General features: G+C 51.2%; 12 protein-coding genes. 9 read left to right on the top strand and 3 right to left on the bottom strand.

Annotated elements, in window-relative coordinates:
- Positions 1-60 precede the first annotated feature (60 nt).
- Positions 61-765 (top strand): DUF4340 domain-containing protein, encoded by a 705-nt coding sequence (locus tag H6F86_RS28735; RefSeq protein WP_190454057.1) that lies wholly within the window; start codon positions 61-63, stop codon positions 763-765.
- Between the two features lie 2 nt (positions 766-767).
- On the opposite strand, the gene H6F86_RS28730 is transcribed toward H6F86_RS28735, so the two are convergent.
- Complete coding sequence (locus H6F86_RS28730; protein WP_190454054.1) at positions 768-1,124, bottom strand: hypothetical protein; 357 nt, start codon at positions 1,122-1,124, stop codon at positions 768-770.
- 205 nt (positions 1,125-1,329) lie between these two features.
- Positions 1,330-2,901, bottom strand: coding sequence for an AAA family ATPase (locus tag H6F86_RS28725; protein ID WP_190454052.1), 1,572 nt, complete (start codon positions 2,899-2,901; stop codon positions 1,330-1,332).
- Positions 2,902-3,285: 384 nt separating this feature from the next.
- Here H6F86_RS28725 and H6F86_RS28720 point away from each other — a divergent pair, with 384 nt between their 5' ends.
- From H6F86_RS28720 to H6F86_RS28685, 8 genes are all read left to right on the top strand, one after another.
- Entirely contained in the window at positions 3,286-5,031 is a 1,746-nt protein-coding gene (locus H6F86_RS28720) for an iron uptake porin (RefSeq protein ID WP_199305547.1), read from the top strand.
- A gap of 201 nt (positions 5,032-5,232) precedes the next feature.
- Positions 5,233-6,105, top strand: a complete 873-nt coding sequence (locus H6F86_RS28715; RefSeq protein ID WP_190454050.1) for a transporter substrate-binding domain-containing protein — start codon at positions 5,233-5,235, stop codon at positions 6,103-6,105.
- A 191-nt stretch (positions 6,106-6,296) separates the two neighbouring features.
- The gene (locus H6F86_RS28710; protein WP_242033723.1) at positions 6,297-7,205 is read left to right on the top strand and encodes an amino acid ABC transporter permease; all 909 of its coding nucleotides are present in this window, start codon (positions 6,297-6,299) and stop codon (positions 7,203-7,205) included.
- Positions 7,206-7,284: 79 nt separating this feature from the next.
- Entirely contained in the window at positions 7,285-8,019 is a 735-nt protein-coding gene (locus H6F86_RS28705; protein ID WP_347241296.1) for an amino acid ABC transporter ATP-binding protein, read from the top strand.
- Positions 8,020-8,273: 254 nt separating this feature from the next.
- Positions 8,274-9,749, top strand: coding sequence for a leucyl aminopeptidase (locus H6F86_RS28700; RefSeq protein WP_190454047.1), 1,476 nt, complete (start codon positions 8,274-8,276; stop codon positions 9,747-9,749).
- A gap of 255 nt (positions 9,750-10,004) precedes the next feature.
- Complete coding sequence (gene bcp, locus H6F86_RS28695) at positions 10,005-10,463, top strand: thioredoxin-dependent thiol peroxidase (protein ID WP_190454044.1); 459 nt, start codon at positions 10,005-10,007, stop codon at positions 10,461-10,463.
- A gap of 77 nt (positions 10,464-10,540) precedes the next feature.
- Entirely contained in the window at positions 10,541-10,996 is a 456-nt protein-coding gene (locus H6F86_RS28690) for an NUDIX hydrolase (protein ID WP_190454041.1), read from the top strand.
- Positions 10,997-11,143: 147 nt separating this feature from the next.
- Positions 11,144-11,944 carry an alpha/beta hydrolase gene (locus tag H6F86_RS28685; protein ID WP_190454039.1) on the top strand — a complete coding sequence of 267 codons (801 nt, stop codon included), beginning with the start codon at positions 11,144-11,146 and terminating at the stop codon, positions 11,942-11,944.
- Between the two features lie 4 nt (positions 11,945-11,948).
- Here H6F86_RS28685 and H6F86_RS28680 read toward each other — a convergent pair whose 3' ends face one another.
- Positions 11,949-12,773, bottom strand: coding sequence for a pantothenate kinase (locus H6F86_RS28680; protein ID WP_190454037.1), 825 nt, complete (start codon positions 12,771-12,773; stop codon positions 11,949-11,951).
- Positions 12,774-12,785: the final 12 nt, after the last annotated feature.

Genomic DNA, 12,785 nt, shown 5'->3' with positions numbered 1-12,785 from the left:
ATGAGGGATGAAAGTCGTACTTAAACTCAACGCTCAAAAATTAAACGTTCGTTCTCGGTTATGAAAGTTCAAAAAACGCCTTTAATTTTGTTGGCGATCGCCCTCTCGTTGGGTGCGTTTGTCTATTTCTACGAGGTGAAAGGCAAGCCGCAACGGGAAGCAGCGCAGGCACAGACGGAACAGTTGTTTACGTTTAAGGAACAGGACGTGCGATCGCTGACGCTGACGACCCCAACGCAAACATTAGCGTTTGCCAAAACTCCAGCAGCACAGCTCTCCTCTGCGCCCAAGGTTGATGCTTCACCTAAAGCGAATTCTGCGCCGAAAACGGATCAAAAGGCGACGGCTCAACCAACTGCTGAGACCCTGGTATGGACGATGACTCAGCCAGAAAAGGCAGCAGCGAATGATGCGTCCATTGCGTATTTGCTTAACCTGCTGACGGCAGACAAGCGGCAACAAACGCTGAAGGTGCCTGCTGCAAAGCTAGCCGAGTTTGGGTTGGATAAGCCGATCGCGATCACTGAAGTCAAACTTGCTAACCAGACGAGCCATCGCTTGCTTTTAGGCAAACCCAACTTTAACCGCAGCGGTCTTTATGCTCAAGTTGATCCGCCTGCCCAGGCTAATGGCGATCGCTCGGTTGTACTTGTTTCCACTGATTTTGAGAATGCTGTACAGCGATCGCTGCCGGAATGGAAGGCAAAGTCAACTGAGCAGCCAGCCAAACCAAAGACTCCAACGCCTGAGCCTCAAAAGCCCTAACCCTATTGCGATCGCTTGCGGAAGAGCCAACCAAAGTTGCGACTGCCCCGCGCCTGATGCTGACGGCGTGCTGCTGGCATACCATACTTGCGAAACCTGGCTCGACGTTTAGGTTTAGTCGCGGTTGTTTCCTCATTGGCTTCGTCCTCTTCCTTCGCCTGCTTTTCTGCGGGTGTGGGTATGTAGGTTTCCTTTGGCTTGAGCCATGCGGCAATTACACCGCTAGCAATACCGCCAAGCGCCCCAAACGTAATGCTCAGGAAGGGTGTGTAGCCCAGCACTGCCAAGCCGACCATAAAAACCAGCCAGTACTTCAAGCCTGTAGCTAAGCCTAAGTTGTTATCCGGCTTTTTGGACATTGCAGGAGAGATGGAGGGGCGGAGGGAGAGGAATCAGGAGTGAGGGATAGGAAAGCGAAAGAGCAAGAAAAGCGGGGAAGTTGGGGGAGTCTTGGGGTGCTGCATCGTATTAGCAGAGAGTGGTTAATAATCAGCCTTTTTCTAACAACTAAGCTAACCAAGCCTCTAGCCTTCTGCACCCTGCTCCCCTTGCCTCTCTACCTTCCTAGCTTCTGCCTCCTGCCTTTTCTAACTGCGCTTCCAGGTTTTGGGTTGTATCTAACGTGAGGACATAGGGTTGCTCTTCTGCGCTGAATTCGTCCATGTGTTGCTGGGGTATAAGGTCAGCCGTTGCGTCGGAGATATCGTCGTGGCGTTGCCGCAGGCGTTCTTGTAAAACAGGTAGCGGTGCGGTGCAGTGGAGTATCTGGAGCGGCAGATTGTGGGTTTTAGCTTGGGCGATCGCGGCTTCTCGTAAGGGTTGGCGATCGTACTTAGCATCCAGAATGACGGTGTAGCCTTGGGCTGCCAGCGTGATGCCGAGGTGCAAGAGGCGATCGTAGGTTTTCTGCGTCATCGCAGCGGTATAGAGGTCATCGTTACCGTGCGCGTCTAAAGAAATGCCTGCCAGATGTTTGCGAACCGCATCTGAACGGATCTGGATGGCACCCTGCTGTTGGGCGAGATGACGGGCAGTCGTGCTTTTGCCAGAACCAGACAAGCCTGCCATGAGCAGCAAGCGTCCTTTCTGCGGTTGGGTGTATTCCCACGCTAGACGGTAATAGCGGGCAGCAGTAGCAGTGGCTTCTTGCTTGGCAGCGTCGGGAACGGATGGATCGCTTAATAAAAAGGAGGTGACTTTGGCGCGGACGTAAGACTGACGGCTGAGGTACAGCGGCAACACTTGCAAACCTTCCCAGTCGCCTGTTTGCTCAAGATACGCATTAAGGAACAGGTTGCTGAGGTCGCGTCGATCGCGCGCATCCAGATCCATAATGATGTAGGCGATGTCGAACATGACATCCACAAACCGAAACGGCTCGTTGAACTCGATGCAGTCAAACAGTAGGATTTTGCCTTGCCCGCTATCGTCGTGCCCCAGACTGTCTTTCCAAAGCGCAATGTTGCGTAGATGCACGTCCCCGTGGCATTCACGAATCCAGTTGTGCTGAACGCGGCTGTCAAAGAGTGCCTGTTGTTCGGCAAATAGCTGATCGGTATATTGGCGCGTTTCGTCAAGCTGCTGCTGCGTTTGCGGTCCACCGACATACTGAAGCGTTTGCTCGTAGTTTTCGTCGATCGCCGCGCGGATTTTCTCGACCGTACCGAAACTGCGGATATAGTCGTTGGTTGCTGCCCGAGCATGAAAGTCTGCCAACACCCGTGCCAACTGCTCTAGCAGCGGTGCCGTCAATTCACCCCGATCGAACAATTCGGTAAACAAACTCGACTGGGGAAACTGCTGCATTTTGACGACGTATTCAACGGCTTCGCCTGCGCCACTGAGCTGGAAGCGATCGCCCGTTTGCGCGATCGGTAACACGTCGAGATAAAGTTGCGCGGCACCCCGTTGATTGAGCCGCAGTTCTTCGGCACAAAAGTGCTGTCGTTTTTCTAGCGTCGAAAAATCGAGAAAGCCAAAATTCACAGGCTTCTTCACCTTGTAGGCATAGTCACCCGTCAGCAACACGTAGGAAATATGCGTCTGAATCACCTGAATGGGTGCTTTGACGGGATGGGGGTAAAACGCTGGTTCTGTCATCTGTTGAATCAGCGCTGGGAGCAAAGCATCAGTCATGGGTAGTGATTTCGGTGAAAAGTGATCAAACGTAACAGATCTCTGGTGTTGCAAGCTTTTTAATCATAGAGTTCTCAGTCCTCATGTCAAATGTGTTTTATCCTTCTGTAGCTTTTGTTGCAAGAGACATGTGCTTAAGCAATCCGTTCTAGGTCATAAAGAGATATTGTGAGCTGGACGGTAGAAGCTACGATCGTGAGGTTTTCAAGCGCTTTCAAGCTTTTGAAAAAGAAGGACTATACCCTCCTTGGTATTGAGTCAGAAAAAAATAGAGCAGTCTAGATTCAGCGTTACCGCCTCTCTGTAGGGCTTGCCAAGTGTCATCAGCTTAGGGCTAAGTATGTTTTGCGACTGAATGTTCATGTGTGGTGTGAGTGAAATAATATGATGACCAAGCTTTTTTGGGGTGCCCTGAGTGCAACTCTCACCCTCTTAAGTAGTGGGCTGCTGCTTGAAACGCCAGCAATGGCTGACTCTAGCCGCGAAGCGTCTGCTGAAGGTGGCAACCCTCACGGCGTTACAACAGAGGCAAACTCTCTACCAATGGGTGGCGAGACAACAACGGCTGTTGGACTGGAGCAATCACTCGCAACGATGCCAGAGGTAGAGCCGTCAGCAGAGGAATTGATCGCCGAAATGGAGCAGGTGACATCTGTTTCTCAGCTAACGGATGTACAGCCAACTGACTGGGCTTTTCAAGCGCTGCAATCCTTGGTTGAACGCTATGGCTGCATTGTCGGCTATCCCGATCGAACCTATCGCGGCAACCGTGCCCTCACTCGCTATGAATTTGCAGCGGGTCTCAATGCCTGCATGGATCGCATTAGCGAATTAATTGCCGCTGGCACTGCCGATCTGGTCAAAAAAGAAGATCTGCTGGCAGTGCAAAAAATGCAGGAAGAATTTGCCGCAGAACTGGCGACGCTGCGGGGTCGCGTGGGTGCCCTCGAAGTCCGTAGTGCCACCCTTGAGAAGCAGCAATTCTCAACCACAACTAAAATTAGCACCGAGTTGATTACCTATGTTGCAGATGCCTTTGGCGATCGTGCTAGCCCACTAAATAATGCAAACATTGGTCACCGTCTGCGCCTTGACTTTGATACCAGCTTTACGGGTAAAGATCGGCTGCGAACCCGCTTACAAGCCACGAACCTGCGGAAGTTTAATGTGGGTGATGTCTTTGGCGTGTCGCCTGTGGGTAGAGCCACCAGTGACTTATCGGATGAAACGCGCTTTTTGGCGACCAGCACGAGTTCTAACAGCGAGGTCACGCTGAATCGGCTCCAGTATCGCTTTCCGATCGGCGAGAAGCTCACGGTCTTTTTAGATGCAAACACGATCGACCCGTCGATCGTCACTGACCCTATTACACCTTTCAATGACCAGGCAACGGGAGCATTGTCTAACTTTGCTCAAATTAACCCTGTATGGTTTCCCCTAGGCAACCAGGCAGGGGTCGCAGTCAACTATGCGATTAGCCCCAATTTTCAATTCGACTTTGGCTATCAGGCTGAAGGCGGCAGCCCAAATGATCCTCAGCTAGGTTTGTTTAATGCGGGTTACAGTGCGTTTGCTCATTTGATCGTCTATTCCGGCACGTTCAAACTAGGCTTCTTCTACATGAACTCGTACTCGCCTCAGTTTGGGGTCGATACTCTGGCTGGCAGTAATGCTGCCAAAATTTTGGGCGCAGGTCCGGTTGTAGGCAATGGTTACAGTGTCGAGTTTGATTACCGCATTAATAGTTGGTTCGAGCTTGGCGGTTGGGTTGGTCTAACGCAGGCGCGCACCTTGGGCACGGGCACTAGAGGCGATGCCAATGTCTGGAACTTCGCGCTCAATCTTGCCTTTCCTGACTTGGGCAAGAAAGGTAACTTGGGCGGCATTGTGTTTGGGATGCAGCCGAAGCTGACGGGCACCAGCAACGCTGCTGTTGCTACTGTGATCGGGTTACCCGAGGGACAACGCGAAGATCGGGATACGGGCTACCACATTGAAGCCTTCTACCGTTATCAGTTGACGGACAATCTCTCAATTACGCCTGGTTTTATCTGGCTGACGGCTCCCAACCATGACAGTCGTAATCCCGATGCTGTGATTGGTGTCATCCGCACTACTTTTGTGTTTTAGGAGCGGCTACTCAGGCATACTGCGATCGCTGCTAGCTCCCTACTAACTGCGTGCCAGTTTTTGGCTCGACCGGATGACGCTAAGAATTATGCCAGAGGCTTTGCAAGCTGCCGCGATCGTGTGAGATTTGCCTGATAGCTATCAGCTCTTTAACCCTCAGCTCTTTACCTTTCACGCCCCCTTGACAAGGAACTAAGTTTGATGAAACGTCGATCACTTTTAACACTGTTATGCACAACCACCCTTGCTGTTAGCGCACTGGCAAGCTGCGAACCACCCCAACCTGGGCAAAACACGACCTCCAGCAGCGGCAAAAAAGTGCTGACAATGGTGACATCCCCCGACTATCCACCCTACGAGTTTTACGATACTGCTGGCGGAGAACGCAAAATTGTCGGCTTTGATGTGGATATTGCCACCAAAATTGCGGCTGATTTGGGGTACGAACTCAAGATCAACGAGTCGGACTTCAACGGTTTGGTGCCTGCTTTGCAAGCGAAACGGGCTGATTTTGTGATGGCGGGTATGACCCCAACACCCGAACGCCAGAAGAACGTGGACTTCTCAAGCATCTATTACGAAGCCAAGAACACTATCATTGCGCCTAAAGCCAGTAACCTGAAGACAACGAAAGATCTGTCGGGCAAAACCGTGGGTGTGCAGTTAGGTTCCATTCAGGAAGGCGACGCTAAGAAAATCGCTGCAAAGGTGCCGGGGATGAAGGTGAAGCAGTTGAACCGAGTGCCAGATATTATTCAGGAAATCAAATCCAACCGTATTGATGCCGCGATCGTCGAAGATACTGTCGCCAAAGGCTTTACCGATTCCAGTCCCGATCTGGTTTTTAACGTCATCCCGCCTGAAGGTCCGTCTGGTTCTGCGATCGCTTTCCCCAAAGGATCGCCACTGGTCGCTGAGTTCAACCAGGCGCTAGAAAAAATGAAGGCAAGCGGCGAAATCAAAACGCTGGCGGCAAAGTGGTTCGCTACCAGTGTGCCTCCTTCGCCTGCAGCATCCCCCTCTGGCTCACCATCTCCTGGAACCGTGTCACCCTCACCCAGCAAAACGCCCTAACGTTAGTTAGGTTCCTGTTTCTACGGGGTGGTGTACCTGGTGCTCAAGGCAGTGATGGCGCAAGACGTTAGCTCTGCCCACTCAGCGATCGCATTCGCCCCCAGACAGGAAATGCTCTTAGTCTTTCTAACGTGCCCTGTTGCTTGCTTGATGAAAGGCAATTTATGTCACTCCGCTTCAGCAAACATAGCTTGAGAAAACGTATTTTGACTGCTTTAATTCCTGGACGATCGCGTTGGGCGATCGTGGCTCTACAAACGTTCCTTGTGATTGTCTTTGTCAGTAGTTTGGTGGCACAACCGCTCTTGCCATCGATCGCGCAGGACAGACCGAACTCATCGATCGAACATACTGCTTTTATTAGCGAGTTTCCTCAGGGAACGATCGTTGCCCAAGCACCGGTTGCTCCCCCTGCGGATGCCTCACCAAGTCAAAGAGGCTTGAATCTTGATTTCGGACGCATTCAGCCAGACATTCCTTTCATTTTGGCAGGTATCCCTGTCACCCTCATCTTCACACTTTCGTCTGTTTTGCTGGGGCTAGTGTGGGGAGCCGTTCTTTCCCTTTGCAAAATTTCTGGTGTCAAGCTGCTGCAATGGCTTTCGTTCTTCTACACCAGCATCTTTCGCGGTACACCGCTACTGTTGCAGCTCTCGCTGGTCTACTTCGCTACGCCCCAGTTAACGGGCTACAACATTACGCCCTACCAGGCTGGGGTGCTAACGTTTACGCTCAACTCTGGGGCATATATGTCTGAAACTATCCGAGCTGGCATTCAAGCAGTGGATAAGGGACAGGCGGAAGCCTCGCTCTCGCTGGGCATCCCTTACTGGCTGATGATGTGGGATGTAATTATGCCCCAAGCATTAAAAAACATTTTGCCTGCACTGGTAAACGAAACCATCAGCTTGCTCAAAGATTCTGCGCTGGTTTCGACGATCGGCGTGGTCGAAATTCTCCGCGCTGCACAAATCGTTGGTGCCAATAAATACATCTACTTTGAGCCGCTGCTGTTTGCGGGGCTGATTTACTACGTTCTGGTCATGGGTCTAACCTATGCTGCAAGTACGCTCGAAAGGCGGTTAAGGCGTAGCGAATGACGCAGTAATACTTGCGCTCGTTGCAGCATTCTAGGCGCAGACAGTACCTTTAAAGTATTTAGATCAGGAGTTTAAAACCGTGGCTGAAACCATTATTAAAACTGAGGGGCTGTGCAAGTCCTTTGGTCAATTGGATGTGCTAAAGGGCATTTCTACCGAAATTCGTAAGGGTGAAGTTGTTGCCGTCATTGGTCCTTCTGGCTGCGGCAAATCAACGTTGCTGCGCTGCATGAACCTTCTAGAAACGCCTACTCAAGGCAAAATTTACTTTAAAGGTGAAGATATCACAGCACCCAAGACCAAGATCTCAAGCGTCCGTGAGCGTCTGGGCATGGTATTTCAGCACTTCCACCTGTTTCCACATATGACGGTGCTAAAGAATGTCACGTATGCTCCCACCAAAATCTCAAAAGTATCGCCCGACGACGCTAGAAAGCTTGGTATGGATCTGTTGGCAAAAGTGGGACTAGAAGAAAAAGCGAATGTTTATCCATCTAAGCTTTCGGGTGGGCAAAAACAACGAGTAGCGATCGCTCGTGCGCTGGCAATGAAACCCGATGTCATTCTGTTTGATGAACCGACTTCTGCGCTTGACCCTGAAATGGTGCAGGAAGTGTTGGAGGTGATGAAAGGCTTGGCAAAAACAGGCATGACAATGGCGATCGTGACGCATGAAATGGGGTTTGCGCGTGAAGTTGCCGATCGCGTCTGGTTTCTCAATGAAGGCTGTCTAGCCGAAGATGCAGCACCGGATACCTTTTTCACCAATCCACAGTGCGATCGTGCCAAACAGTTTCTCGAAAAGATGCTTTAGACGGACTGCTTACATACTCTGTCTACATCTAAATGCTACGGCTAGACGGGCTGACTAGCCTGGAAGTGATAGGAGGATTATGGCTAAAGACATTGCTTTCATCTTGCCTATAAAGAGTGCAATTGCCTTCTAGGGTGCTAGCGATCGCTGAGTTGCTCATTTTTTATTAAGACCAAAAACAAGCCTTCTCGCTCTACGACCCTTGCTTTTTGATCAATACTAGAGATCGAATGAAGCAAACGAGGAAAAGCTGAATGGATGTGCGAACGACAGGTACGCCCCTCTTAGAGTGGTCTGGAGATGGCTTGGCGATCGGTCTGTTTGAAGACAATGGTGCGCTCTCGGATGAGCTGGCGACCCTGGACGAAAAGTTGTTGGGCACGCTGAAAGAACTAATTGCTGAGGCAGAGTTTAAGGGTAAGGATGGCAGCAGCGTAGCGACGCGAGTGGGTTCGGGTAGCGCTGTGCGTAAAATTATTTTGGTCGGTTTGGGCAAAGCGGAGGGCATGAAGCTAGACAGCCTGCGTCGGGCAGCCGCCGCGATCGCGCGCTTGGCAAAGAAGGAAAAGTGCAAAACATTGGGTATCAGCCTGCCAATTTGGCACGATAACGCGGCGCTGACGGCTCAGACGATCGCTGAAGGAGCCGAGCTTGCTCTCTACAAAGACACCCGCTTCAAATCAGAAGCCGACGAGAATGGTTCCTCTATTGAGCAGATTGAACTCTTGGGCTTAGGTGATCAGACGGCGGCGATCGCCCTTGCCCGTCAAATTGCGTCTGGTGTCTTTCTGGCGCGGGAACTGGTAGCAGCCCCAGCCAACTATGTTACGCCGATCACGCTGGCAGAAACGGCAGAAGCGATCGCCCATGATCACGGTTTAGCACTCGAAATTCTAGAGCGAGAAGACTGTGAAAAGCTTGGTATGGGTGCCTTTCTAGGTGTTGCCCAAGGTGCTGACCTGCCGCCCAAATTTATCCACCTGACCTATACACCGGATGGCAAACCCCGTCGCAAGCTTGCCATCATTGGCAAAGGGCTGACCTTTGATTCGGGCGGACTCAACATCAAAGGTGCTGGTAGCGGCATTGAGATGATGAAAACCGATATGGGTGGTGCAGGGGCAATGTTGGGTGCAGCAAAGGCGATCGCCCAAATTAAGCCTGATGTGGAAGTGCATTTCATCTCTGCTGCGACCGAAAACATGATTAGTGGTCATGCCATCCATCCCGGTGACATTCTCACCGCATCAAATGGTAAGACGATCGAAATCAACAATACAGATGCAGAAGGTCGCTTGACGTTGGCGGATGCCCTTGTGTTTGCTGAGAAGCTTGGTGTGGATGCGATCGTCGATCTGGCAACCTTAACTGGAGCCTGTGTCATTGCGCTGGGCGACGAAATCGCTGGACTGTGGAGTTCTGACCCTGACATTGCGAACCAACTAACACAAGCAGGCGAACTGGCAGGCGAAAAGCTCTGGCAAATGCCGATGGAAGAAAAATATTTTGAGGGGCTGAAATCTCCGATCGCCGATATGAAAAATACCGGACCACGACCGGGCGGTTCCATCACCGCAGCACTCTTCCTGAAACAGTTTGTGAAAGAAACGCCCTGGGCGCATCTTGATGTCGCGGGTCCTGTGTGGACTGAGAAGGAAAATGGCTATAACAGCCCTGGTGCTACAGGCTATGGGGTTCGCACGCTTGTTAACTGGGCGATCGGGGTTTAGCGATCGGTGCTTAACCTGCTATAGCAGGCGAAGAGGGCGTTAGGACAGACATAAACCTTGAAACCTCCTTGAAGCAAGGGTTTCGATTTATCCTTCATCCTTTTGCTATAACTAGCATCGGCAGGGACATTGCGCTGTAATGTCCCTGCAGCACTGGGTTTACTACAGGTCAGATCGATCAACTCAGCGATCTAGACAGACTCTAAGGAAACCCGTAACATTTAAATACCTTTATGGTGAAATTAATCTCTCGTTATGGTTCTTAAGGTTGGGGACCCTGCTCCCGTTTTTAGTTTGCCCGACGGCAAAGGCAATATTATTCACCTGGCTGAGTTGAAAGGCAAGCGTGTAGTGCTGTATTTCTATCCTCGTGATAACACTCCTGGTTGTACAAAAGAAGCTTGTAGCTTTAGAGACAGCTACTCTGATTTTCAAGAAAAAGACGTTGTGGTTTTGGGCGTGAGTACGGACGACGCAAAATCTCACGAAAAATTTACCACTAAGTTTGCACTGCCCTTTCCGCTATTAACAGATGTAGATGGACAAGTAGCAACTGCCTACGAAAGCTATGGACTAAAAAAATTCATGGGCAAAGAATACGTTGGTATTAGCCGCAATACGTTTGTGATTGGACCGGATGGTACGATCGAGGCAATCTATAAAAAAGTTAAGCCAGAATTTCATGCAAAGGAGATTCTGGAGGCACTTGTCTGAATGGATCATCACGCGATAGAGTCGCCATGTGGTTGCCAATAGTCAGCCGCTAGACTTTTTAGTCAGTGATTTAATCTATGCGTCGGTTATGGCATTTTGGGCAAGCGGTCTTAGGCATTCTGTTCCGGCATCCGGTGACGGGCACAAGTATTATTCCGCTTTTGCCCGATGGGCGGATTGTGCTGGTGCAGCGCCGTGATAATGGGCAGTGGGGCTTGCCGGGCGGTATGGTCGATTGGGGAGAAGATCTGTTAGCGACCGTACACCGAGAGCTAACCGAAGAAACAGGGCTAGAGGTTGCCAACATTCGTCGTTTAGTCGGCATTTATTCTTCACCAGAGCGCGATCCTCGTATTCATTCAATTTGTGTGGTGGTGGAAGTTGAAGCCCGTGGCGAGATTCAAATTCGGGACACGATGGAAGTTCTGGCAGTGAAAGCCTTCTCGCGATCGGATATGCCCCTGGGTCAGTTATCGCATGACCACGATCGCCAACTTCAGGATTACTTCGACGGAAAAACTACGCTGGCGTAAGACGGTTGAGTTTTAAGCTCTGAGTTCTGAGTGTGAATGATGTAAATGTTCTGTTACTGTCTTAAGCAACAAGGGACAAGAGCGTTAGCTTGCACTCACACCTCGCCCTTTACTCCTCTCTCTCCTCACACTATTTCATGGTTCAGGATGCCTCTACCGCTTAGAAATGCTCGTATCAAACTACCTCAAGGACAAATTTTTTGGCGCGAAGTGGGTCACGGGCGATCGATCGTCTTTTTGCATGGTTCCTGGGACGACAGCAGCCAATGGCTTCCGCTCGTTGAACGCTTAAGTACGACGTATCACTGTCTAGCTCCAGATCTACTGGGTTTTGGTGAATCAGAGTGCCCTAACGTGCATTACTCGATCGAGCTTGCAGTGGAATGTCTTGCGGATCACTTAGACGCCTTAAAGCTGCGACGGGTGTATCTTGTAGGGCATTCGTTGGGCGGTTGGATTGCGGCTAGTTATGCGCTGAAGTATCTCGATCGTGTTGAGGGTCTTGTTCTACTGGCACCCGAAGGTGTTCAGGTGAAGGGGCTGGGCTGGCGTTGGTGGAAAACTCGCTTGTTAAAGCTGCCTGTGGTGGGCTGGGGACTGCGATCGCTCCATGCGTTTCGCAAATTTCTCAAACTCCGCCGTGTCGAGCAACTTTTACAACGACGACGGCAACTGCTCACGTTTCCCGTTGCCTGCAAGCTCTTGTTTCAACGACGAGGCGCCGAAATTCGCGCCGAGCAGCTTCAGGAACGATTGCAATGGCTGAAGGTGCCGATGTTAGTGCTGCAAGGTGATCATGACAAACCTGCGGTGTCGCTTTTGGGACAGACGTACGCTCAACTGGCTCCTAACGCGAAGTTGCAACAACTTCACAGCAGCAACAGCACGCCGGAAACTCAAGCCGATGACGTTGCTCAGGCAATTCGAGCGTTTATTGAGAACGGCTGAATTTTTAGCTTTCAGCCTTTAGACTTTCCCCTCTCACCGATCGCATTCCCCAAAAAATCAACTGCGGTTCAACCGTTAGTTTGCTTGCCATGGCAGGCATCGTGGCGGTGAGATAAGCATAGAGGCGATCGCGGTCTCCGCCCGTTAGCAACACAGGGCTAGCCGGAAACTGTTGCCACCAATCGTTCACAAATGCTTGTAGCCCTGCTACCAGGGTATAGATAATGCCACTAGCGATCGCGTCGGTTGTGTTGAGTGCCCAACGAGGCGGCAAAAGCTGGGGCGCAACTCGTTCTTCGCTAGCAGGAAGGGCTGCGGGAAGCGCATTTGGAAGGGCTGCGGTTGCCTGCTGGAGCGTCTGAAACTGTAGCCCTAAGCCCGGCAGAATTGCGCCACCGATCAACCGTGCGCCATCCACGCCAGTGAACGTGAGCGCAGTACCCGCATCAATTACGAGCACGGGACGACCCACGATCGCGATCGCACCCAGGGCAGCGATCGCTCGATCGATGCCTAAGGTTGGATACAGCCCTGCTAACGGCACTTGCTCTAATGTTATGAAGGTTGCGGCATCATACTTCTGCCAAAGCAAACTTTGCTGGGAGACAACAGAAGCAATCCACAAAGGCATGTGAGCACCGTCAGCATTATCGTGGAGCGAGGGATGAAACGCGCTTTTTGTAAACTGTGTGGCGATAAGTTGTTGTACGTCAGCAGCGGACAAATGTGGTGTGTCCCACGTCTGCTGAAGGTCGTTACCGCTAAAGGCTGCCCAGTGCAAGCGCGAGTTGCCGATCGACAGTGCTAACCAGCGATCGGAACACGACATAACGTTTGCTTC

Origin of the sequence: Phormidium sp. FACHB-592 (assembly GCF_014695795.1) — a bacterium.
In the GTDB taxonomy this organism is placed as follows: domain Bacteria; phylum Cyanobacteriota; class Cyanobacteriia; order Leptolyngbyales; family Leptolyngbyaceae; genus Stenomitos.
This window is presented reverse-complemented; position numbering and strand designations above follow the sequence as displayed.